The organism is Nonomuraea sp. NPDC050404 (assembly GCF_040655495.1).
In the GTDB taxonomy this organism is placed as follows: Bacteria; Actinomycetota; Actinomycetes; order Streptosporangiales; family Streptosporangiaceae; genus Nonomuraea.
In genome coordinates, this window is record NZ_JBFAKB010000029.1 from 62,338 (window position 1) to 85,541 (window position 23,204).

The 23,204-nt window shown below is 70.4% G+C and carries 14 protein-coding genes, 3 tRNA genes and 1 pseudogene; 7 read left to right on the top strand and 11 right to left on the bottom strand.

Annotated elements, in window-relative coordinates:
• A pseudogene (locus AB0I81_RS50655) lies at positions 1-701 on the top strand (hypothetical protein); the annotation flags it as partial.
• Between the two features lie 125 nt (positions 702-826).
• Here the strand turns inward: AB0I81_RS50655 and AB0I81_RS50660 are convergent.
• Together AB0I81_RS50660 and AB0I81_RS50665 are read right to left on the bottom strand one after the other, a co-directional pair.
• Positions 827-1,654: a hypothetical protein gene (locus AB0I81_RS50660; RefSeq protein ID WP_360674399.1), complete on the bottom strand. Its 828-nt coding sequence runs from the start codon at positions 1,652-1,654 to the stop codon at positions 827-829.
• Positions 1,638-2,375, bottom strand: a complete 738-nt coding sequence (locus tag AB0I81_RS50665) for a methyltransferase (RefSeq protein ID WP_360674402.1) — start codon at positions 2,373-2,375, stop codon at positions 1,638-1,640. Before AB0I81_RS50665 ends, AB0I81_RS50660 begins: the two co-directional genes overlap by 17 nt.
• A gap of 293 nt (positions 2,376-2,668) precedes the next feature.
• On the opposite strand from AB0I81_RS50665, the gene AB0I81_RS50670 reads away from it, so the two are divergent.
• The 3 genes from AB0I81_RS50670 (at position 2,669) to AB0I81_RS50680 (ending at position 4,811) form a co-directional block, all read left to right on the top strand.
• Positions 2,669-3,223 (top strand): exonuclease, encoded by a 555-nt coding sequence (locus AB0I81_RS50670; RefSeq protein WP_360674405.1) that lies wholly within the window; start codon positions 2,669-2,671, stop codon positions 3,221-3,223.
• Between the two features lie 105 nt (positions 3,224-3,328).
• Positions 3,329-3,823, top strand: coding sequence for a hypothetical protein (locus AB0I81_RS50675; RefSeq protein ID WP_360674408.1), 495 nt, complete (start codon positions 3,329-3,331; stop codon positions 3,821-3,823).
• A 172-nt stretch (positions 3,824-3,995) separates the two neighbouring features.
• The gene (locus AB0I81_RS50680) at positions 3,996-4,811 is read left to right on the top strand and encodes a hypothetical protein (RefSeq protein ID WP_360674410.1); all 816 of its coding nucleotides are present in this window, start codon (positions 3,996-3,998) and stop codon (positions 4,809-4,811) included.
• A gap of 15 nt (positions 4,812-4,826) precedes the next feature.
• Here AB0I81_RS50680 and AB0I81_RS50685 read toward each other — a convergent pair whose 3' ends face one another.
• Positions 4,827-5,483 carry a maleylpyruvate isomerase N-terminal domain-containing protein gene (locus AB0I81_RS50685; RefSeq protein ID WP_360674413.1) on the bottom strand — a complete coding sequence of 219 codons (657 nt, stop codon included), beginning with the start codon at positions 5,481-5,483 and terminating at the stop codon, positions 4,827-4,829.
• A 137-nt stretch (positions 5,484-5,620) separates the two neighbouring features.
• On the opposite strand from AB0I81_RS50685, the gene AB0I81_RS50690 reads away from it, so the two are divergent.
• Positions 5,621-9,181 carry a S8 family serine peptidase gene (locus tag AB0I81_RS50690; protein WP_360674416.1) on the top strand — a complete coding sequence of 1,187 codons (3,561 nt, stop codon included), beginning with the start codon at positions 5,621-5,623 and terminating at the stop codon, positions 9,179-9,181.
• 134 nt (positions 9,182-9,315) lie between these two features.
• On the opposite strand, the gene AB0I81_RS50695 is transcribed toward AB0I81_RS50690, so the two are convergent.
• Positions 9,316-10,287, bottom strand: a complete 972-nt coding sequence (locus tag AB0I81_RS50695) for a LuxR C-terminal-related transcriptional regulator (RefSeq protein WP_360674419.1) — start codon at positions 10,285-10,287, stop codon at positions 9,316-9,318.
• A 110-nt stretch (positions 10,288-10,397) separates the two neighbouring features.
• Here AB0I81_RS50695 and AB0I81_RS50700 point away from each other — a divergent pair, with 110 nt between their 5' ends.
• A complete protein-coding gene (locus AB0I81_RS50700) occupies positions 10,398-12,437 on the top strand; it encodes a cellulose binding domain-containing protein (protein WP_360674421.1) in 2,040 nt (679 codons plus the stop codon).
• A 110-nt stretch (positions 12,438-12,547) separates the two neighbouring features.
• Positions 12,548-15,478, top strand: coding sequence for a BTAD domain-containing putative transcriptional regulator (locus AB0I81_RS50705; protein WP_360674424.1), 2,931 nt, complete (start codon positions 12,548-12,550; stop codon positions 15,476-15,478).
• A gap of 1 nt (position 15,479) precedes the next feature.
• Here AB0I81_RS50705 and AB0I81_RS50710 read toward each other — a convergent pair whose 3' ends face one another.
• The 7 genes from AB0I81_RS50710 to AB0I81_RS50740 all read right to left on the bottom strand — a co-directional run bounded on the left by AB0I81_RS50710 (position 15,480) and on the right by AB0I81_RS50740 (position 23,176).
• Positions 15,480-18,242 (bottom strand): BTAD domain-containing putative transcriptional regulator, encoded by a 2,763-nt coding sequence (locus AB0I81_RS50710; protein ID WP_360674427.1) that lies wholly within the window; start codon positions 18,240-18,242, stop codon positions 15,480-15,482.
• Positions 18,243-18,383: 141 nt separating this feature from the next.
• Positions 18,384-19,319, bottom strand: a complete 936-nt coding sequence (locus AB0I81_RS50715; protein WP_360674430.1) for a DUF4394 domain-containing protein — start codon at positions 19,317-19,319, stop codon at positions 18,384-18,386.
• A 474-nt stretch (positions 19,320-19,793) separates the two neighbouring features.
• On the bottom strand, positions 19,794-21,200 hold the full coding sequence (locus AB0I81_RS50720) for a hypothetical protein (RefSeq protein ID WP_360674433.1): 1,407 nt from the start codon (positions 21,198-21,200) through the stop codon (positions 19,794-19,796).
• Between the two features lie 143 nt (positions 21,201-21,343).
• Positions 21,344-21,417, bottom strand: a tRNA-Phe gene (locus tag AB0I81_RS50725).
• A gap of 5 nt (positions 21,418-21,422) precedes the next feature.
• Positions 21,423-21,497: transfer RNA gene (locus AB0I81_RS50730), tRNA-Asp, on the bottom strand.
• 96 nt (positions 21,498-21,593) lie between these two features.
• Positions 21,594-21,666: transfer RNA gene (locus AB0I81_RS50735), tRNA-Glu, on the bottom strand.
• Positions 21,644-23,176 (bottom strand): metallophosphoesterase, encoded by a 1,533-nt coding sequence (locus AB0I81_RS50740; RefSeq protein ID WP_360674436.1) that lies wholly within the window; start codon positions 23,174-23,176, stop codon positions 21,644-21,646. The genes AB0I81_RS50735 and AB0I81_RS50740 overlap by 23 nt, the downstream gene beginning before the upstream one ends.
• Positions 23,177-23,204: the final 28 nt, after the last annotated feature.

Here is a 23,204-nt window from a genome sequence, read left to right on the forward strand (position 1 = left end):
CGTACGTGCTGGGCGGCCTGAGCGGGCCGGACGAGCTGGGCGGCCTGAGCGGGCCGGACGAGCTGGGCGGCCTGAGCGGGCCGGACGAGCTGGGCGGCCTGAGCGGGCCGGACGAGCTGGGCGGCCTGAGTGGGCTGGATGGGCCGAGCGTGCCCGACGGGCTGAGCGGGCTGGGTGGGCTGCCGGGGTTGGCTCGGTTGCATACGTTGGAGCTCATCGACGCTTATGGGGTTACGGCGGAGATGTTGCCGTTGCCGGAGGGGTCGTTGCGGCGGCTCACGGCTGACTGTCTCAGGAGCAGTCAGGTGCGGCCGATCAGGCAGCGGTACAAGGACAGCGAGGTGGTGGTGCGCCTCAGCCGGGCCAAGTCGGACAAGTGGCTGGCGATCAACATCGACAATCCGCTGCGGGACTGGGTGGATGAGGACAAGCGCGGCGGTGAGGCGGCGTGCCGGGCTTATGCGGTGGCGGAGCGGGCGGTCGGGTTGCTGGCCAGTGACGATGACCCGGCCGCTGTGGCGGATGCCCGGGGTGTGCTGCGGGAGTTCGTGGAGGCGCTCAACGCGGTCGAGGAGCGGCACAGGATGATCGACACGGTGATGCGGGAGGAGGCGGGCGCGGCCTTCATGGGACTGGCCGAACGGGCCGGCGTGCCCCGAGCGGAGGCCGCGTCATGGTTCAACGAATGGCGGGATTTCTGACCCCGCCGGGGCGTGGTGGGGTGGGGTTGAGGGTGTGGGCGTGGGGCTAAGGGACATGGAGTGGGGCAAAAGGTCACGGGGCGGGGGCAGCAGCCTCACGGTGAGACTCACGGGCGAGGTCAGACTCACGGGGTGAGGGTCAGGGGGTGGGCGGCGGTTATGGCTTTGCGGAGGCTTTGGGTCAGGGCGTCCGCTTGGGCGGTCAGGGTGTGCACGCCTTCCGTGTCGCCCGTCTGGGCCAGCAGGTCGAGGTATCTGTCGTTGCTGCGTTGCAGTTCGCTCGCCCGCAGCGCCGCATCGGCCTCCCGGACCCTGGCGGCGTACACCTCCAGCTCCCACACCCGCTCGGTCACCGCCGCCACCGAGCGTCGCAGTGCCTCCTGCTGGGGTCCGAGCACGGCGGTCAGTTCGGGGGTCATCACCTCCTGCGCCAGCGCCTCGGCCTGTTCGGCGCGGAGGTCCGCCTGGGTGCGTACGAGGCGGGCGATGTCCCACATGTGTTGCGGGAGCACCACGTCGTTGGCGATCGCGTCGAGGAGGCCCTGGCGGTGCACGCGGGAGGTGGACACGTCCTCGACGGCTCTCCTGGCCCGCGCCACCAGGTCCAGGGCGGCATCGTCCAGCTCGGCGGGGATGACGTAGCGGCCGGTGTAGCGGCGGGTGAGCCGTGCGCCCGGGTTCGGGCGGGCGATGCCGGCGAAGAGGACGCCGGACAGGAACATCATCGCGGCGGCCAGCCCCGCGCTGTCGTACCCGGTCCTGAACGCGACCGAGGCGAGCACCGCCCCGGCCACGGCGGCGAAGGCCGCGCCCACCGCGAACAGGTGGCGCACCCAGGGCGCCGGCTCGGGGTCGGGCCGTCCGAGCAGCAGTGACAGCGCGCCGGTCAGGCGGTCGCGGTCCCGCTCGGGGATCAGGGGATCCACGATCGGCTGGTCAATCCAGTTCTCCACGGGCGTCACCCACCCTCATGAGGTACGTGTAATAGTCGACCCGCCAGTCCTCCTTGGCGAGACTCTGGTGTGCCACGACCTGGGAGACGAAACCGGCCCCGCGCGCCAATCTCCGCAGATATTCCAGGTCGCCGGAGGTGCCGAAGAAAACGAGCAGTCTGCCGCCGGGTGCGAGATACCGCCGGACGCCGCAGAAGAACGCGGTCATGGCTCGGTAATTCTCGTCCGCGGTGGCCATTTCGAGCGCGTCGCGGGGTGCGTACCAGCGAAATGGCGGGTCGAAGACGATCAGGTCGAATTCGCCTTCGACGGTCCTGAAGACGTCGCTTTCACGCACCCGGACGGAGACCGCGTTGCGTTCTGCGTTGTGCCGCGCCGCCTCGACGGCCAGCGGGTTGACGTCCACGGCCAGGACGTCGGCGGCCTTCGGGGCGGCCAGGATGGCGTTGACTCCGCTTCCCGTGCCCATGTCGAGCACGCGGTCGCCCTGCCGCACCTCGGCCAGCACCGCCTCGCCGAGAAGGTGCGACATGGAGGTGATGGGCTGCACGCCCGGCGGCACCACCAGAGTGCGGCCCAGATAGGAGAAGGTCTGCTTTCTGGCGCCTTCTTTCCTGGTCGCGCGGTAGGCGTTCTCGTGCCAGCGGGCAATACGTTCGGCGTGCTCGGGCGAGACCAGGGGAATATAGCCGCGCTGCTCCGTCATAAAGACGATGCTCATGGCGCCGCCACGCCGATTCCAACCCATTTCGCATCGATGCACGGCGAAAGGTCGGTGTATGGGGAAGGGGCGGTGCGCGGCGGAAGGTTGGCGCATGGCGGAGGGGCGATGCGGGACGAAGGGGCGGCGCGGGGCGAAAGGAAGCGGGGTCGGGGCGGTGGTCGCACGGAGTTCTCCCTGACGCGGTGAGGCGCGATGAGGTTCGCTTCCGAGCACACCGCGCCTGCCCCTGTCCGATCCACCAGGCCCGTGTGCGGATGTCGTGAAGATGTCGTGCAGCTATCCTTGCCGCCGTGTCCCAACTTCCCGAGTTGTACGTCGCCGTGGACGTGGAGGCCGACGGACCCATCCCCGGCCCGTACAGCATGATCTCGCTCGGCATGGCGGTGGCGGGGCGTGACGACCTGGCCTTCTACACCGAGTTGCGGCCGATCTCCGATGACTTCGTGCCCGAGGCGCTGGCCGTCTCCGGGCTCGACCGCGACCGGCTGCTGCGCGAGGCGCCGGCGCCGGAGGAGGCGATGGCGGCGGCCGCCCGCTGGGTGAACGGGCTGCGTAAGATCGGCCGGCCCGTGTTCCTGGCCGCGCCCGCCGTGTGGGACGGGATGTTCGTGCACTGGTACTTCATGCGCTTCACCGGCAAGAGCCCGTTCGGGGCCACCGGTTCGGGCGTGGACCTGAGAAGTTACTGGATGGGGCTGACGGGCTGCGAGTGGTCCCAGTCGCGCAAGGGCAGGATCAAACACCGCCTTGGCCTGACGGAAGTCCCGCACACGCACCACGCGGGGCAGGACGCGGCCGAGCTGGCGCAGGTGTTCGACGCCGTGCTGAGACGCGAGGATTCCTAGAGTTCTCACCAGATCTTCAGAATTCGCTGAGGTTCTTCTGAGGATGCCTGGAGACGTTTGAGGCGGACTTAGAAAGAGACCTCGCATCGGACGGTGGTCCCGCACATGACCTCAACTCCCCCTCGTACGACCGCGCGGCCGACCCGCCGGCTCGTTCCCGCAGGCACCACGGCGCTGCGGCTGGGCATCCTGGCCCTGGTCGCGATCGGCATCGTGGGCGCCACGCTGGAGCTCGCCTTCGAACGCCACTGGGCCAGCCCGGTACAGCTCATCCCCTGGGTGGCCCTGGCGCTGCTCGCGGTCGCGCTGGTGCTGCTCCTGTTGCGCGACTCCGGGCCCGTGCTCACCGTGGTGCGCGCGCTGGCGGCGATCGTCCTGCTTGCCTCGGTGTACGGCGTCTACATGCACGTGTCGGTCAATCACGGCATGGGCGGCATGAACCCCGATTGGGACTCTCTGTCCCCGCTCACCCAGTGGTGGCAGGCGCTGACCAAGTCGGTGGGGGCGGCCCCGCCGCTCGCGCCCGGCATGCTGGCGCAGAGCGCGCTGCTCCTGCTGCTGGCCAGCGTGGCCCCCAAGCGGAAGGAGCCGCCGGTCTGACCGACGGCGACCTTTCTTGGTGCCGGTGCCCTCTCCTCCAGGGCACCGGCACCTGTCATTTCATGAATCCTTGATGAATGAATGCCGACATATCCGGAACCTTTCGTGCACGCTTCGCGTCACATCCAGGCAAAGTCATGTGACAGATGAGGCTGGTGAGGTTCAAGTGGCATTGCGTCGCACAGTCATCGCGGCGGTCGTGATGGTGGCCACCGCGTTAAGCGCCGACGGGGCGGCGGCCACGGCCACACCACCTCGCACCGCAGTCCAGGCCCAGCCCCAAGCCCAGGCCCAGGCCCAGCCCCAGGTCCAGGCAGCGCAGGCGCCCGTGTCGAGTGCGACCGCCGCGCCGAGCGCGACCGCCGTCGATGAGCCGGTCTGCGCCCGGTTCAAGGGCGTGGAGGCGTGCGTGGGCCCCGACGGAAGCGACCGACCCGGCATCACGGTCGAGGACACCGCCGGCGACCACCGGCACACCGCCGTCGAGTACTACCTGAACGGCTACCTCGGCACCAAGTACGTCATCCACAACCTGGGCCGCGACGGCGAGATCCGCGGCAGCCGCGAGATCGGCAAGACCGTGACCTTCCGCGCCGCCCTCTACGCGGGCGACGAACGCATCAAGTACAGCCGCTGGAAGACCGTCCGAAATGTCGCGAAATATCCTGTCAAACGCGATACCCGCACCACTCCCGCCGCCGCCGGCGCCAAGTCCAAGAGGTGCACCACCACCAACGGCGCCGCGACCATGTGCTTCTCCGAGCGCAAGACGTTCGTATACGCCTGCGACACCGGCGCAGACAAGTTCCAGGCCCGCGCCGAGTATTTCGTGGGCGGCGACCCCACAACCCGCTACGAGATCCACCAGCTGGCGGGCGCCGGCACCTGCGGCAAGGCCGAACACGGCGACCTGCCGATCAGCATGTACCGGGCCTCGCTGTTCAACAACGACCACCGCAAGGCCACCAGGCTCTACAAGTACAACTAGGTGACGCCCTGCCACTCAGCCGAGGACGAACGGGAGCCTCGCCGCGAGTTCGCCGAGGTCTCCCCTCTCCGCGCCGGTCGGCGCGCGCCGCCCCGTGCCGACCAGCAACGCGTCCACATCGGAGAACGAGGCGGGGAACGCCGCCCCGGCGATCTTCTCCAGCGCCGCCCGAGCCGCCCCGAGCGTCTCGGCCGGCGGCCCGGCGGCCGACGGCAGGTGCGCGATCAGGTCGAGGTGGTGCAGGGTCCATTCGAGCACGTACGCGGACAGATAATCCCCAACCGTCAGCACCTCGTCCTGAGTGCTGACCAGAAGACCGGGATCGGCGAGCACGGCGGCGCGCCCCGCGGCGGACCCCACGTCGTCAAGGTGGAACTTGAGCCACCGCGGCTCCCCATAGGCGGCGGCCAGCCGGGGAATCAGCGCGTCGAGCGGATCCTCACCGGTGGGCGGCGTCTGCGAGACCTTCCAGTAGCCGGCCGCGTCCACGGTCGGCTCGCCCTCGCTGGGCGTGACCAGGGTGATCAGCACGTCCTGGGCGTCGATGACCAGATGGCACACCAGGTCCCGCACGAGCCATCCCCGGCACCCGGACGCCCGCTCGAAGTCCTCGTCGGACAGCCCGGCCACCGCCGCGAGCAACGCCGTCCACGAACGCGAGAAGAGATCCACCGCGGCACGATAGCAAAGAACCCGGCTGTCGCATTCATGACATGTCGCTGTTTGCCCAGGCCAAAGGGCTGCCGCTCACGAGCATGATCCCTCATTCTCGTGAGCGGGTAAACCAGCACGACAGATCGGTTTCGTTCATGAGATGGATCCCCCTCCTCACCGCCACGGGCATGGGCCTGGCGATGCTCGCCGTACCGGGGCATGCCGCCGAGCCGGAGCCCGCGGCCGAAGGAACGTCACACCGGGTCACGCTGATCACGGGTGACGTGGTGACCGTACAGGAGTTCGCCGGCGGCAAGCGCGCCGCGACCGTCAAGCCGGGCGAAGGACGGGAGGACATCAGGTTCTTCACCCGCGAGGAGGACGGCGACCTTACGGTCACGCCCGCCGACATGGTGCCGTACCTGTCGGGCGGCCTCGTGGACGAGCGGCTGTTCTCGGTCGGCGACCTGATCGAACAGGGCTACGACGACGAGAGCAGCGACGTGCTGCCGCTCATCCTGTCCTACAAGGACGCCGGCGCGAAGGCCGTCACGCTGAGCAGCGTGAACGCGCGTACGCTGCGGGCGGAAAAGAATGACTTACCCACACTGTGGAGCCAGGGCGGCGAGCCGCGGCTGAGCGACGGCCTGGCCAAGGTGTGGCTGGACGGCAAGGTCGAGGTCTCGCTGGAGCACAGCGTCCCGCAGGTGGGCGCGCCGCAGGCGTGGCAGGACGGGTACGACGGCAAGGGCGTCAAGGTGGCCGTCCTGGACACCGGGATCGACGAGAGCCACCCCGACGTCACCGGCAAGATCGCTGAGGCCCGCAACTTCACCGACGACCCCTCCGCCAAGGACGAACACGGCCACGGCACCCACGTCGCCGCCACCGTGGCGGGCACCGGCGCCGCCTCGAACGGCCTGCGCAAGGGCGTCGCCCCCGGCGCGGAGCTGGCGATCGGCAAGGTGCTGAACAGGAACGGCAGCGGCTCGGAGTCGCAGGTGCTGGCCGGCATGGAGTGGGCGGCGCAGGAGAGCGGCGCCGACGTCGTCAACATGAGCCTCGGCGGCGGCGCCACCGACGGCACCGATCCGCTGAGCGTCGCGGTGGACACGCTGACCGCGAAGACCGGCACCCTGTTCGTGGTGGCGGCGGGCAACGACGGCGAGGAGTACTCGGTGGGCTCGCCGGGCGCCGCCGCGTCCGCGCTGACCGTCGGCGCGGTGGACCGGAACGACGCGCTCGCCCCCTTCTCCAGCCGCGGCCCCCGCCTGGACGAGGCGATCAAGCCGGACATCACCGCACCCGGCGTGGGCATCACGGCCGCCAGGGCGAGCGGCACCGGCCTGGGCACGCCCGTGGACGACCTGCACACCAGGCTGAACGGCACCTCCATGGCCACGCCGCACGTGGCGGGCGCGGCCGCGCTGCTGGCCCAGCGCCATCCGGACTGGCAGGCGGGCCGGCTCAAGGACGCCCTGGTGTCCACGGCCAAGACCATCGACGGCCAGACCGCGTTCGAGCAGGGCGGCGGACGCCTGGACGCCGCGGCGGCCGTACGCCAGACCGTGACGGCCACCGCCTCGCTCAGCCTGGGCGTACATGAGGACGGCGCCACCGGCACCCCCGGCGGGACCATCACCTACAGCAACTCCGGCCAGTCCCCCGTGACCCTCACCCTCTCCCCCACCTTCAGCAACCTGGACGGCGACGCCCCCGGCGCGGGCGCCGTGACGCTGTCCGTCCCGACCGTCACGGTCGAGGCGGGCGCGAGCGCCACCGTCGAGGCGCGGGTGGACCTGGCCAAGCTCGCCCACGGCAGGCACACGGGCTACGTCACCGCGACGGACGGCTCGTCCTCCGTGCACACCACGCTGGCGCTGACCAGGCGCGGCAAGATGCACAAGGTGCACTTCACCGCGGTCGGCCGCGACGGCAACCCGGACCGCGTGCCGCTGATCGCCATGTACGGCGCCGCCAGCAGGGACGACGCCTACGGCTATATCCTCAAGGAGCACGAGGGCTGGACGGTGGAGGTGCCGGAGGGCACGTACCACACGCAGGCGATCTTGGGCGAGCCGAGCGACGAGCTGCCCATCGACACCCTCGTCGTCATGCCCGAGCTGGCCGTCACCTCCGACATGGAGGTGGTGCTCGACGCCAGGACCGCCGTGCCGGTCGAGATCAGGACCTCGCAGCCGGTGATCCAGGAGGGCATCGCCACCTACTTCACCCACCGCACCTACGGCTCCAGGAAGATCAGCCTGGGCGCCATGAACTTCCCCTCGGTCGAGGGCCTCGCGGTCACCCCGACGCCGCAGGTCAAGAACGGCACGTTCGAGTTCGCCTCACGCTGGCAGCTGGCCGCGCCCCGGGTCTCGGCCCGGCTCGGCAGGGCCGACCTGGTGGTCAGGCCCGCGATCAGGTCGCCGGAGATCAAGGGCACGCACCGCTGGCGGCTGGCCGACGGCGACGCGGGAGGCGACCTCAAGGGCAAGGCCGCGGTCATCACCAGCAAGTCGTTCGGCGACTGGACGAGCAAGCTCAAGGGCCTGGCCGAGGCCGGAGCCGTGGCGGCGATCGTGATCGGGCCCGACGGTCGGGCCATGTGGCAGCCGTGGAACCCGTCGGGCGCCCGCGACCCGCTGCCCACGCTGCTGATCACCCACGACCGCGGGCAGGCGCTGCTGAAGGGCGGCGTGCTGGAGGTGAAGGGCGCGTTCGCGACGCCGTACCTGTACGAGGTCATGCAGGTCTCCACGGGCCGGGTGCCCGAGCGGATCGTGCACGAGGTGAGCTGGCGCAACACCGCCCTGGTCGACGCCGGGTACCACGAGTCGGGCGGCGAGCGGTACGGCAAGGACCAGCGCTACGGCTGGCGGCCCTGGCAGCAGTACGACCTGGACCTGCAGTTCGAGACCCAGCGGGTGGTGCCGACGCCGCTGCGCAGGGCCGAGTACGTCAGCTCGGGCGACACCCAGTGGCAGCACGTCGTCCAGCACATGCTCACCTGGGAGTCGCAGAACCGGCTGCGCGGCGGCCTGACCGACAAGCCGCGCTCCTACCGGCCCGCCGAGGTCGTCAAGGAGCACTGGTTCACCCCGGTCGTACGCCCGGCCGCGCAGTCCGCCACCCGGGCGGGCGACGTCCTGTCCGTCGAGGTCCCCGAGTTCGTGGACGCCGCCGGACACTACGGCTACAAGGGCGGCAGCGGCGACAAGGACACCAGCACGGCCCGGTTCTACCGCGACGGCCAGCTGATCGAGGAGCGCGAGAACCTGCGCGGCACCTTCCCCGCCGTACCCGGGGACGCCGAGTACCGCATGGAGCTGTCCACCACCAGGACCTCGGAGAACTGGCGCTACGCCACCGCGACGGAGACGAAGTGGACCTTCAGGTCCGCCGGCGACGGGCCGCTGCCGCTGCTCGGCGTGGACTACGAGGTGCCCGCCGACCTGGAGGGCAGGGTCCACAGAACGCTTCCCGTCAAGATCGGCTTCACCGCAGAGAAGGCCCGCAGGCTGACCGCCGAGCTGTCCTACGACGACGGCAAGAGCTGGCGCAAGCTCGCGCTCATCCCCCTCGGCCGGGGCCGTTACACCACGCTCGTCTCCCACAAGGCCACCGATACCGGGGTGTCCCTGCGGGTGACGGCGACGGGCGACTCGGGCAGCCGGTTCGAGCAGACCGTCACCAGGGCGTACGGGGTGAAGTAGTCACAACCAGCGCTCGCGGGCTCGATTTGGGCGCCCCCAGCGGGCGCGTGACGCTGGCGTGAAGGAGTCACAACCAGCGCTCGCGGGCTCGATTTGGGCGCCTCCAGCGGGCGCGTGATGCTGACGTGAAGGAGTCACAACCAGCGCTCGCGGGCCGCATGCCAGGCAAGTTGCATCCTGGTCTGCGCGCCCGCGAGCCGCATCAGGTGGTAGACGCGGCGCTGCACGGTACGCAGGCTGAGCCCGAGCTGGCTGGCGATCGTCTTCTCGGGCACCCCGGCGACCAGCAGCGACAGCAGGTACAGCTCGTCGGAGTCCAGCGGGCAGCGTTGCAGGGCGTCGGTGACCTGCCCCTCCTCCGGGGACCTGATCGGCGTGGCCCGCTCCCACTGGGCCTCGAACAACGCGATCAGCGCGTCCAGCAGGCTGCTGTCCCGCACCAGGGCGGCCGTGGTCTCGGTCAGCCCGCCCGCGTGCTGGACCAGCGGCAGCAGCGCGACGGCCCGGTCGTAGATCATCATCCGCACCGGCAGCGTGCGCACGGCGCGGGACTGCTCGCCCAGCTTGATCCCGTAGGCGACGTTGGCCACCATCCCGGGCTCCTCCAGCAGGGCCTGCTCGTAGATGACGCGGTAGGCCACGCCGCGCCCGAGCGCCTCCAGCTCCTCGGTGTTGTCCTGCGACGGCATGACCACGTGACCGGCGCGGCAGAAGGCGAGGACCTCCTCGCGGGCGCCGTCCTGCAACCGGCGTACCTGCTCGCGCAGCGCGGCGCGGCTCGGCAGCACCTCGATCAGGTGGTCGGCGTCCCTGCGGCGCAGGCCGGCGCGGTGTTCGTCGGCGAGCAGGGCCACGGTCTGGCGGGCCCGGTCGAGTCTTTCCTGGTTGTGTGCCAGCCGGGGTCCGAGCGCGAGCTCCGGCGCGACCGGCGCGTACCTGCCCGCCGTCACCTCGCGGGCGAGCCCCGCGCCGCGCATGCCCGCCAGCGTGGCGGCCGCCGCCTCCGTCGTGGTGCCCAGCTCGTCGGCCAGGCCCTCGGCGTCCGTCTCGTGTGCCCGTACGAGTAAGCGGTAGGCCCGCTCCTCCTCCTCGTTCAGCCCCAGCATGCCGTCCATCATGGCATTTCGCCCTTTGAAAGTTTCAGCCGCGATTGACGGACCTCGGCCCGCCCCCTCATGATCCTGATGCTTCCCGTCCTCCAGCACGAGGTGCGCCGATGCCGAACGTTCCCCTGCGAGCCGCGTTGGCCGTCGTGCTGACGCTGGCCGCGTTACAAGCCCCTTCCGCGTACGCGGAAGAAAGCGCCGCCGTGGCGGTCACCGTCAACGCCCGCGCCGCCCTGGCCACCGTCCCGGAGACGGGCCTGGGCACCAACCACGCGATCTGGGACAGCAACCTGGGCACCAACGAGACCTCCGACCTGCTCAAGGCGGCGGGCATGAAGGTGCTGCGCTATCCGGGCGGCTCCTACTCCGACATCTACCACTGGGCCGACCACACCGCTCCCGGCGGTTACGTGGCGCCCAACACCGACTTCGACACGTTCATGGGCGGCGTACGCCGTACCGGGGCGCAGGCGATGGTGACCGCCAACTACGGCACCGGCACCGCCGAGGAGGCCGCGGCCTGGGTGCGGCACGCCAACATCACCAAGAAGTACGGCATCAAGTACTGGGAGATCGGCAACGAGAACTACGGCAACGGCCACTACGGCGCCGCCTGGGAGGCCGACAACCACGCCGACAAGAGCCCGAACGAGTACGCCCGCCACGTCATCGCCTACTCCGACGCGATGAAGGCCGTCGATCCCACCATCAAGGTCGGCGCGGTGCTGACCACCCCGGCGAACTGGCCCGACGCCATCACCGGCGAGGGCGACAGCGGAAGCTGGAACAAGACCGTCCTGTCCGCCGCCGGATCGAAGATCGACTTCGTGATCCTGCACTGGTACCCGGGCGCTCTGGACAAGACCGGCCACGTACCCGACATCATCCAGCTCACCCGCGACCAGCTCGCCAAGTACGTCGGCCCCGGCTCGGAGCGGATCGGCATCGCGATGACCGAGTTCAACACGGGCTCGAACGCCAACGGCACCAACACCCAGCCCGGCGCGCTGGCCGCCGCCGACGCCTACGCCACCCTGCTGGCGGGCGGCGTCTTCACCGTGGACTGGTGGAACGTGCACAACGGCATCGGCACCGTCAGCCAGGTCGAGGGGCACACCGATTACGGCGACTTCGGCCTGCTGTCGAGCGGCGGGTGCACCTCCGACGGCAGCGTCTGCGAGCCGCCGCTGAACACGCCGTTCGCGCCGTACTACGCGTTGCAGATGATGAGCAAGTTCGCCCGCCCCGGCGACCGGTTCATCCGGGCCGCCACCGACGAGCCCGCGGTCAGCGTGCACGCGGCCCGCCGCCCGAACGGCGACCTGGCCGTCCTGCTGATCAACACCGCCTCCGGCACGTCGCATCCGGTCGAGATCGACTACTCCGGCTTCAGCCCGGCATCGGGCGCCCCGACTGTGCTGACCCACACGAACGGCGCCACCACCATCACCACGTCGTCCTCGGGCAGCGCGACCGCCCAGACCCTGCCGCCACTCTCCCTGACCACCCTCGTCCTGCGCCCCAGCGGCTCCCAGACCGGCCGTCCTGGCACCCCCGGCCAGCCGTCCGTCTCCGCCGTGACGGACACGACCGCCACGATCACCTGGCCGGCCGCCAAACCCGGCAGCCGCCCGATCGCCAAGTACGAGATCAACCGCCAGCACGGCGCCATCAGCGAACAACTCGGCGAGACCACCGGCACCGGCTTCACCGTCGCCAATCTCAAGCCGGGCACCCGCTACACGGTCAACGTGATCGCCAGGGACGCCGGCGGCGCCCAGTCGGAGCCCTCACCACCCCTGACCTTCACCACCGGCACCCCCGCCACCAGCTCCTGCTCCGTGAAACTGACCATCCAGACCGACTGGGCCAGCGGTTACGTCGCCGCCATCGACCTCACCAACAACGGCGCCCCGATCAACGGCTGGACGCTGAACTTCGGCTGGCCGCGCTCGTGGCAGAGCCTGGGCAGCGGCTGGAGCGGCGTCTGGACGCAGGAGGGGTCGGCGGTCAAGGTCGTCAACGAGGCCGGCAACGCCTCCCTCGCGACCGGCGCCTCCACCACGATCGGCTACGTCGGCAACTACAGCGGCCCGAACGTGCTGCCCTCCGTCTTCACCCTGAACGGCACGGTCTGCTCCTCCCAGTGATCCCCCATGGGGAGGGCACGACCGTGCTCTCCCCATCCCGTAGGTCACGGGACCGTCGGGCCCTTCTGTGATTGACTTTGCCTTTCCGGGCGTTTGGCGAAGGCGGGGCGATGACGGTTCTGGTGGAGTTCCGGATCCTGGGATCGCTGGAAGCCCGTGTGGGAGAGCGTGCGATAGGTCTCGGCGGCGTCCGGCCCCGTTCCCTGCTGGCGATGTTGCTGCTGGAGGCCGGGCGCTCCGTCTCCGTCGATCGGCTGGTGGAGGGCACGTGGGGGGAGAGCCCACCGGCTTCGGTACGTTCGCAGGTCGCCATCCACGTGCACGCGCTGCGCAAGGCGTTCAGGGAGGCCGGCTGCGCCGCAGAAGTGATCGCGACCACCGAGGCCGGCTACCGGCTGCTCACCGAGGCGGCGCTGCTCGACGTGCAAGGTGCCCGGCGGCTGGTGGCGCGGGCCGGCGAGGCGGTGGCGGAAGACCGGCCGGCCGAGGCGGCGGACCTCCTGGACCAGGCCCTGGCGCTGTGGCGCGGGCCGGTGCTCGACGGCCTGGACAACCCGGCCATCGCCGCGGCGGCCCGCCCGCTGGAGGAGTTGCGGCTGACGGTCATCGAACGCCGGGTGGAGTCGAAGCTCGCCATCGGTCAGCACCGTGAGCTGGTGGGCGACCTGTCGGCCCTGGTCGCGGAGCATCCCCTGCAGGAGAGCCTGCGGCGCTGGCTGATGCTCGCGCTGGCCCGCTCCGGACGGCACGCCGACGCGCTGGAGAGCTACCAGGAGGGTCGCCGGATCCTGGACGAGGAGCTGGGGCTGGAGCCCGGCCGGGCGCTGCAGGAGTTGCAGGGGGCGATACTCCGCGACGACCCGTCCATCCATGACGCCCCATCCGACCTGGTCGCCCCGGCCACGGTGGCGCGGCCCGCGCAACTTCCTCCGGTGGTGTCGGCCTTCAGCGGCCGTGAACGCGCCCTTGAGGCCCTGAACGCGCTGCTGGAGCGCACCTCCGCCGAGCACCTGCCCGTGGCGATGATCAGCGGCGTGGCCGGGGTGGGGAAGACCTCGCTGGCCGTGTACTGGTCGCATCGCATGGCCGGCCGGTTCCCCGACGGGCAACTGTTCGCCGACCTGCGCGGCTACCACGAGCACGCCGGGCCGACGCCCGCCGGGGTGGTGCTCGAACGTTTCCTGCGCGCGCTCGGGGTCCCCGGCGAGCAGATCCCGGCGGACGCCGAGGAGCGGGCGACGTTGTTCCGCAGCATGGTGGATCAGCGGCGGATGCTGATTCTGCTGGACAACGCGGCCTCCGGGGCCCAGGTCCGGCCGCTGCTGCCCGGATCGGCGCGGTCCTGCGTGATCGTGACCACCCGGCGGCGGCTTGAGGGCCTGGTGGCGGCCGACGGTGCGCATCCCGTACCGGTGGACGTGTTGTCGGTGGCCGAGGCCAGGGATCTGCTGGCGCGGGTGGCCGGGACGGAGCGGGTGGCGGTCGATCCCGGCGCCGCCGTACGGCTGAGCGAGTTGTGCGACGGCCTGCCGCTCGCCCTGCGGATCGCGGCGGCCCGCCTGGCCAACCGGCCCGACTGGTCACTGGCGGAGCTGGCGGACAGGCTGGCCGGAGAGCGGAACCGGCTGGACCAGCTCAGCCAGGGCGAGCTCCAGGTGCGCGGCAGCTTCGAGCTGTCCTACCGCGACCTGCCCGAGTCCGCGCGCCGGGCGTTCCGGCGGCTGGGGCTGATCGACGCGCCGGGCGGGATCGCGCCCTGGCAGCTCGCGGCCCTGATGAACGTGACGGTCGAACGGGCGGAGGACCTGCTGGAACAGCTGGTCGACGCCCATCTGCTGCAGGCGCTCGGGCATGACGCCGCCGGCCGGCGGCGCTACCGGCTGCACGACCTCATCCGCCTGTTCGCCCGCGAGCGCGCCGACGCCGAAGAGTCCTCGCGGGATCGGGACGACGCGCTGCGCAGGGTCTTCGGCGGCTTCCTCACCCTCGCCGAGCAGGCCAGGATCAGCGAGTACGGCGCCGCGAACTGCGCCACCATCGTCGGCGACGCGCGGCGCTGGACGCCCCGGCACGAGTTCAGGCAGACGTCCGTGGTCGATCCGCTGGACTGGCTGGAAGCCGACGGCGCCAATCTCAGGGCCGCCGTCGCCCAGAGCGCCGCGCTCGGCTGGAGCGGACTGTGCTGGCAACTGGTGTCCGGCGGCGCCATCCTGCACGCCGCCCGCGGGCACTTCGACGACTGGCACGCCATCGCCACCAACGCGCTGACCGTCTGCGAACGTGCCGGCGAGCGCCGCGGCGAGGCCGCGATGCGCTTGTCCCTGGGCATGTTGTACCTGGTCCAGCGGCGTTTTCCCGAGGCCGTCCGCCAGCTCACGCCGGCGCTCGAACTGTTCGGCGAGCTGAGGGACGATCACGGCTGGGCGCTCGCCATGCGCGCGCTGGCCACCGTCCGGTACTGGCAGGGTGATCTGGACCGGGCGCAGGACGGGCTCGGCCAGGCCGTACGGCTGCTGCGGCAGGTGGGGGACGTGGGCTCCGAATCGCACGCCCTCGGCTACCTGGCGCAGATCCACGAGTTGCGCGGGCAGTTGGCACAATCCGCCGCCCTGCTCGACCGGGCGCTGGTCATCCTGCCCGCGAACGCCCGCAGGACGGCGGCCCAGCTGCTCAAACGGCGCGCCCAGGTGTACCACCGCCAGGGCGAGCACGCCCAGGCCATCGAGGACTGCAAGCTGGCCCTCTCCATCACCCACCAGGCCGGCGACTCGATCGGCGAGGCATACGTCCTGCACACGCTGGGCGAGGTGAAGGCCGGGCTGGGCGACCGCACCGGCGCCGAGGCGAGCCTGAACCGGGCGTTGTGGCTCTCCCAGCGGGTGCCGGAAAGGCTGATCGAGGCCCGGGTACGGCTGACGCTCGGAAAGGTGGTCCCGGAGGGCGCGGTCGAACAGCTGCGTGCGGCGGCGGCGATCTTCGCGGAGCTCGGCGCCGAATCCGGCCGCGCCGAGGCGCTGACGGCGCTGGCCGAGTACACCTGACTCAGCGGTCCAGGTCTTCGAGCCGCCGCACGAGTTGCGCGTTCCCGGGATCCGCCGGCTCAAGCAACCCGCGCGCCTCCTCCCATGAGGCGCGCGCGGTCTGCGGCCGGCCCATCGCCAGTTCGATGTCGCCCCGGGTCGTCAACGCGCTGACCTGCCCGCTCAGGTCGGACCACTCGCGAACGAGCCGCAGCGCCTCCTGGCAGTGCGCCAGCGCCGGCGGGTAGTCGGCCATCCGCTCGTACGCGCACGCGAGGTTGATCAATGCGCTCGACTGTTGCTGGGCGCCCAGCGCACGGTAGATCGCCAACGCCTCGCCGTTGTGCCCGATGGCGGAGGCGTAGCGCCCCGCCCGCACCTCGGTGGCCCCGTAGTTGAGCAGCGCGTGTCCCCGGATCAGGTCGGGCGCCGACCGCGCGGCTGCCACGGCCCGTTCGCCGTACTCGCACGCGCGGTCGAAGTCGTCGGCCCGCTCGCAGTTCAGCCCGAGCACGCTCAGGGCGCGGGAGACGGCCGCGGGATCGCCGAGGCGCTCGGCGTGCTCAAGGGCGATGCTCCAGATCGCCTCGGCGTCGTCGTACGCGCCGCTCAAGGAGTGCGCACCGCCGAGCGAGAGCGCCGCGCGGTAGCCCGCCAGCGGATCACCGAGCCGGTGGGCGCACTCCAGCCCCCACCGGCCGACCGCCAGCCAGTCCGCGAAGTAGCGCGTCCTGTCGAAGAAGTCCCGCAGGTCGTAGGCCAGTTGCCAGCCGTGCTCCGACAGTCCGTTCCGTTCCGCCGCGCCGACGGCCGCGACCAGCGTCTCGCGCTCTTCTGCGAACCAGTCGAAGGCCTCACGGGTGCTCCGCAGCTCGGGCAGCGGAACCGCGCTCTCATCGATGGAGCCCAGGATCGGGGCGGGACGCGAGTAGCCGAGCACGATCCGCGCGTGGTGCGCCGCCCTCAGGTGCCAGTCCAGCACCCGTCGCAGCGCCGCCTGCGCGCCGTCCTCGGGCGCCCGTTCCACGGCGTACTCGCGCAGCAGGTCGTGCAGCCGGAACCGGCCCGGCCGGGGCTCCTCGACCAGGTGCACGGCGGCGAGCCGGTCGAGCAGCCCGCGCGCCGCGGGCGGCGCCACGTCCAGCAGCGCGGCCGCGCCCGGCACCCCGATGTCGCCGCCCGGGTAGCTGCCGAGGCGGGAGAACGTGCCGGCCAGGTCGGGCGGAAGCAGGTCGTAGGACCAGGAGAACACCGTACGCAGGTCGGACACCGGATCGGTGTCGGCGAGGGCGTCCAGCGGGCTGCGATGTTGCCGCAGGTCCTCCACCAGCGCGGCGAGCGAGCGGTCGGGATACCGCGAGCCCAGCTCGGCCGCGATCCGCAACGCCAGCGGCAACCGCCCGCACAGCCGGGCCAGCTCGGCCAGCGCCTCCGGCTCGGCCACCGCCCGCTCCCGCGAGATGGCCGCCGTCAGCAGCTCCAGCGCGTCGGCGTCGGGCAACTCCCGCAACACCAGCCGCCGCGCCCCATCGCGTACGGCCAGCCCGCGCAGCCCGCTCCTGCTGGTGACGATGACGAAGCAGTGCGAGCCCGGCAGCAGCGGCCGTACGTGCTCGGCGTCGTAGGCGTTGTCGAGGACCAGCAACATCCGCCGCCCGGCGAGCCTGCTGCGCAGCAGCGCCGCCGCCTCCCCCGCGTCGCCCGGCACCCGCTCGGGCGGCGTGCCGATCGCCCGCAGCAGCCGCCCGAGCGCCGCCTCGGGCGTCACCGGCTGCCCCGGCCCGTACCCGCGCAGGTCGAGGTGGAGCTGCCCGTCGGGGAAACGTTCCTGCCGGCGCCAGGCCCAGTGCACCGCGAGCGCCGACTTCCCCGCCCCGCCGACCCCGTGGATCGCCACCAGCCCGAGCGCGCCGTCCCCCCACCGGTCCAGCTCCTCATCCAGCGCCGCCAGCTCGGCCGCCCGCCCGGCGAACCCGCCCGGCGCCTGCGGCAGCTCCCGCGGCGTCACCCGCCATCGCTCGGGCGCGGCGGGCTCCGGGCTCGGGGCCTCGCCGGCCAGCAGCCGCTGGTGCAGCCGGCGCAACTCGGCCGAAGGATCGGCGCCGAGCGTGGCGGCCAGCAGGCTCCGCACCCTCTCGTACGTCTCCAGCGCCTCGGCCTGACGCCCATCTCCGATCAGCACGGTCAGCAGCCGCTCCCAAAGCGACTCCCGCACCGGGAACCGCGCGGTCAGCGTCCGCAACTCGGCGATCAGCTCGCTCGGCGCCCGGTCACCGATCCGCAGGTCCAGATCGATCCGCCGCTCCACGGCCGCCAGGTGGCGCTCGGTCAGCGCGGGCGCGTGATCCCGTTCGAGCGAGTCCGACGCGACATCCCCCAGCGGCTCGCCCCGCCACAACTCCAGCGCCTGCCGCAGCAGCTCCCGGGCCCGCGCCGGCTCCTCCCCTTCGGCCTGCTCCGCCGCCCGCGCCAGCGTGCCGAACCGCGCCGCGTCCACCTCGTCCGGATCGACGTCGAGCAGGTAGCCGTCCACCGCGCTCCGCACCAGCTCTGGCCCGAGCAGCCGGCGCAGCCGATGCACGTTGTTCTGCACCGCCTCACGCGGGCTGGCCGGCAGCTCGGCCCCCCAGATCCGCTCGGCCAGCACCTCGACCGGCACGACCTGGCCGGCGGTCAGGGCCAGGCTCGCCAGCAACGCCCGCTGCCGCTTGGAGTTGATCCGCACCGTACGATCCCGCAGCCGTACCTCGAACGGACCGAGCAGTCGAATCGTCACTTCGGGCACTCGCCGTGCTCCTTCTCCCGCGTTCCGCCGTCGCCGTTTCCTGAAACCTATGTCGCCGGAGGTCTTCGAGCGGGCGCGAACGCGGGAAAGCCCGCGCCGGGAGCAGGCGCGGGCTGACTGTCGCTGGTCGAACCAGGGGTGTCAGTAGGTGTCGAGGGCTATGGCGATGTCACGGATGTCCGCGGGGAAGACCGGGTCCGAGGCGGCGGGGGTGGTCGTGCCAGTGAGCAGGTCGACCATGTAGAGCGTCGGGTCCCCGTTCACCAGGAGGGTGGCGAAGGCGGTGTTGGCGACGGTCTTGCCGCTACTGTTCAGGTCGGAGAAGATGTCCAGGCCGGCGTTGAGGTCGGCGTCCACGCCGAGGGATCCGGTGGGCGACAGCAGTCCGAGGTTGGCCGGCGACTGGATGACGACCTGGTCGGTGTAGGTGTTGATGTCGAACAGCGTGGTCGCGGTGGCGTTGTTGAGGTCGTTGTTGGTGTACGCGGCGGCGGTCACGTCGGTGATCGGCATGCTGCCCGGCGCCGAGGTTAAGAAGCTGTCCGTCACCGTGGTGTTGGTGTTGAGGTCGTGCCGCAGGTTCTGCCCGGTGTCACTGATCACGCGCAGCCGGTCGGCGGCGGGGTTGAAGTCGACGCCGAACGCCGTGCCCTTGAGCCCCACGGTGAGCTGCGAGACCTTCGAGACGATCACGTCCGGTTGGGTGTCGGTCGGGAACGTGATCGTGTAGATGCCGCCGTAGTTGCCGACCAGGTAGAGCTTGCGGTCCTGGATGCGCCAGTCGATCCCGATCGCGGCGGTGTCGGTGACCAGGCCCGTGATCCGCCTGAACCAGTCGAGCTGCCAGGGGGCGTCGGTCTTGAACGCGGCCATCCGCGTGCCGTCGGCCGTGATTCCGAACGCCTGGAGCTTCGGCGTGGTCATGACCGCCGCGTTCTTCGCCTGGCTTGTCCCTGCCGACGCCTGGCTTGCGCCGGCCGACGCCTGGCTTGTCCCTGCCGACCCGACGACGACCACCGACGCCGCGGCGGCGAGCGCGATCACCGAGGCTATCCTCTTCTTGATTCGTCCCTGCATCGTTCCTCCTCCGGCGAGGTACGCCGGCAACCGCACTGACAGCCGTTGTCACCTGCGTTTACCGGCGTGTTTGTGAGCAGCAACAGCTTGCCTGGCGGCGGAGGAACTGTCCTCGTGACATATGTGAAAAAGCGCTTCCACCGTAGGGGCCCGTTTGTTATTTCACGCAACCGCGCCGCTGACGGAACCCACTATCGAGAACACGCGCGGCCGGCTCGCCACAAAACCCGGCCGAAACGGCAGATAGGGGCGAGACCAGCACCATCGCCCCCCGGAACCGCCGCACCCCGGACCTTTCAGCGCGTCGCCGCCCGCTTACTCTTCGTCCTTTCGTCTGTCGTTAGACCGCCACTCCGGCGCATTAGGTTCCATTTCCGCCAAACGCACGCAAGTCACAATCGCACGCTGTATTGCCGCCCGTGCGAACAGTAAATCAGCGCCATGTCAATGCCGTTTCTCCCGAAGAAGCAAGCCTCACCCGGCGGCGTACAACTTGGCGATGCGCGCACCGAGGTCGGCGCCGTAGTTCTCGTGGTAGATCTGGGCGGAGCAGTAGACCGCGCCGCCCTGGCGGGCCAGGGCGGGCGTCCAGACCGCGGCGTTCTCCACGCCGGGGTCGTCCATCGCCAGGCCGGTGAGCGCGATGTCGTCCACGCTGACGTCGATGAAGTAGTCGCTCACGCCCTTGCGCTCGTACAGGCGCCATTGCAGCGTCGCGCTCGTCACCCCGCTCAGCTTGGCCGTGAGGTCGACCGTCGCCTTCGCCCAGGTATTCGCCGCGTCGGAGGCGACGTCGCGCTCCCAGACCACCTTGCCGTTGAGCAGGAGCTGCTTGACGTGGTATCCGGCCGGATGTTGCGGCCCGCGGCCGTCACGGTGCCAGAAGCTCACCACCCGCCTGGCCGCCCCGGAGGTCAGAACGGTCTTCCGCGTCGCGCCGCACGCCATGCCCGCCTTGGTGACCGTCTGCTTCTGAACAACGAAGCTCAACCGCCCGCCGCCCGTACGAGCCAGGTTGTCGCCCGCGGGACGCGTCCATGCCTGGTCACGGGAGACGAACGGAAGCTTGTACTGCAGGACCCCGGCGAGTTCCCCGCTGCGGACGTGCTCGATCCCCTTCCTGGTGACCGCCTCGACGTAGGACACGGTCGGCTTCTGTGCCGCGTGGCTCAGCGGGTGCGCGTACGGCATCAGGTACACCTCGGTGCCGGGCAACCGCTCGGCGAGCTGCCGCACCTGGTACGACAGGCTCCACGACCAGGAGGTGTCCCGGTACGGCTCATCACGGAAGGGAAAGACCACCCCGTCCACCAGCGGGATCTGCTCGGCGATGAACGCGTCGGTGAACTGGGCGTAGTAGACGGTCGGCACGAACCTGAGCGCGGGACTGATCGCCCTGGCCACCGACCGCATCTGCCCGACGTAGGCGGGGGTGAACGTTTTGAGGTCGTAGGCGTAGTCGTCCACCGTCCAGCCGACCAGGTTCGGGTGGCTCTTGGCGAGGGTCGCGATCTCCCGGGACCAGGCGACGTAGTCGTGCTTGAACGGCCGGGACACGCAGCAGCCCTGCTGGCTCGGCGAGTACACCAGCACCCAGACGTCGATCCCCGCGGCGTCCGCCGCCGGCAGGAACTCCTCCCGCAGATCGGTCCAGTGCACGTTGTCGCCGGCCATCGGATAGACGTAGGTGTTCGCGTTGAGCGCCTTCAGCCCCGCGATGATCGCCTTGGTGTCCACGTGCCTGATGCCGTCGGCGCGCGGCTGCTCCTCACGCATGAGGTTGCCCGCCGTGCCCAGCGCACCCGGAGTCCCGGCAAGGGATACGCCGGGGGTCATCGACAGCAGGGCAGCTAAGACGGTCACGAGCGCGAGACGGATCACGGGAGTTCCTTCGGGCAAGATCAGGTACGAGCCCGTCAGCGTAGTGAGCGCCGGTATGTCGCCGGTATGGCCGTTGCGGTTGGCAGCATCAAAAAAGCCCCGGACGATGATTCGTTCGGGGCGTTTCTGCTGGTCATATAATGTGGTCAGGGGCGGGGTCGAACCGCCGACCTTCCGCTTTTCAGGCGGACGCTCGTACCAACTGAGCTACCTGACCTAGAGCGGTCCTGACGGGACTTGAACCCGCGACCTCCACCTTGACAGGGTGGCGAGCACTCCAAACTGCTCTACAGGACCTTGCTTCTTGCTTTCGTTCTGTTTGCGCTCGTTTAGCTTACCAGCTCTTCGGTGGTCTTCGACCAGCCGTTTTCTTGGTGCGCCAAACGCTCGCGGTGCCCCCAACGGGATTCGAACCCGTGCCGCCGCCTTGAAAGGGCGGTGTCCTAGGCCGCTAGACGATGGGGGCTTAGGTTTCCCTGTCGCCTTCCGTCGGGAGACCTCTGAAGCATAGGGGACGATTGCCCTTGATGCCAAAGTGGCGGACCGGCGACCGGCGAAGGTGGCGTGCCAGTAACCGATCCCGTTGGCGACGGGGCGGTCGTTGGCTCCGGGGAAATCATACGTTGTGGGTCGGGCTCCACGTGACGCTGGATGTACACCGACTGCTCCCCCAGCCCGCCGAGCGTGATGTCGTCCCAGGCCTGGAGGCGTTTGCTCTCCTTGTCGAAATACAGGACCGAGGCCTGTACGGGGGTCGGCTGGGTGTGTTCGAGCGCGCGCAACCCGGCTCCGCCCGTGCTGCCCTGGACGAGCATGCGGGTGCCGGTCGGGAACATGTTGGTCCTGCGTTCGTGGGTGTGGCCGGCCAGGATCATGGGGGCGCCGCCGGAGAAGCCCTTGCCGACCTCCCCGTCGTGCACGGCGATCAGGTCCGGCTTGGCGGCCCTGGCCTTGGCCAGGTGGGCGGCGCCGAACCGGGTGAGGGCCGCCGGGTCGGAGTCGACGGTGACGCTCTTGTCCGGGGTGAATCGGGGGTCGCCGAGGCCGTAGATGTTCAGCCCGGCGACCTCTTTCGACTCGTTGTCCAGGACGATGGCGTTCTTCTGCTTCTCGACCGCTTTCTGGGTGGTCATCGAGTCGTGGTTGCCGCGTACGAACACGTACGGGACCTTCAGGGTGGAGATCTCGTCGACGAACTTGTTCTCCGCTTTGGTGCCATGGTCGGAGATGTCGCCCGTGTCGACGACGAAGTCCACGGCGAACTGGTCCTTGAGCGAGCGGATGACGTTCCACGCGATGGGATTGAGATGGATGTCGGAGATGTGCAGGACCCGGATGGTCTTGGGGTCGGCGTCGTACAGGGGCAGGGTCGAGACTGTTTCGTAGAGCTTCGAGACGTTCGTCACGAGCTTGGTGAGCTGGGACCGGTACGACTCGAAGCGGGTGACGATCGACTCCGCGCTGCCGACGAGCGACGGGGCGGCGGCCACCAGGCCCGAGTAGCGCGGCTCCACGAGCGAATCGGGACGGAACGTGAGAGCCGCGAGGGCTCCCGTGGCGGCGAGGGCTACAGAAGCCGCCAGAAGGCCCACCAGGGCCGTTCTCGGGCGTCTGAAGACCATCAGGACGGCGATGAGCGCTCCGGCGCCCGCACAGAGCAACGAGCGGATCAGCAGGGCCCGGACGCCCTCCAGCAGGTCTTCTTCGATCACGCCCGGCAGGCGGTCGGCCAGGCGCGGGTCTTCGAGCAGGACCTTGGCGCGTTCCTGATCGATGTTCTCCAGCGTGATGCGCAGGCGCAGCGGCGCGGCGTGGGTCTGGAAGGTGAGCGTGCCGAGCGGGCTGGCGTCCACGACCGTCTCGCCGTCCCAGGCCGGCCGCAGGGACATGCCGGTCTCCACGGGGCCCACCTGCGCGCGTACGGTGCCGCTGAGAAAGATCCCGAGCCAGGCGCCCACGGCCGCCACGAGGAGCACAGCCGCGATCCTCGCGCCACGTGATCGA

Bases quoted from the DNA above. Each gene is read 5' to 3' on its own strand.
- AB0I81_RS50675 (WP_360674408.1), top strand. From the start codon at position 3,329: ATGACCTCAACTCCCCCTCGTACGACCGCGCGGCCGACCCGCCGGCTC.
- AB0I81_RS50700 (WP_360674421.1), top strand. From the start codon at position 10,398: ATGCCGAACGTTCCCCTGCGAGCCGCGTTGGCCGTCGTGCTGACGCTG.
- AB0I81_RS50690 (WP_360674416.1), top strand. From the start codon at position 5,621: ATGAGATGGATCCCCCTCCTCACCGCCACGGGCATGGGCCTGGCGATG.
- AB0I81_RS50715 (WP_360674430.1), bottom strand. From the start codon at position 19,319: ATGCAGGGACGAATCAAGAAGAGGATAGCCTCGGTGATCGCGCTCGCC.
- AB0I81_RS50665 (WP_360674402.1), bottom strand. From the start codon at position 2,375: ATGAGCATCGTCTTTATGACGGAGCAGCGCGGCTATATTCCCCTGGTC.
- AB0I81_RS50695 (WP_360674419.1), bottom strand. From the start codon at position 10,287: ATGCTGGGGCTGAACGAGGAGGAGGAGCGGGCCTACCGCTTACTCGTA.
- AB0I81_RS50705 (WP_360674424.1), top strand. From the start codon at position 12,548: ATGACGGTTCTGGTGGAGTTCCGGATCCTGGGATCGCTGGAAGCCCGT.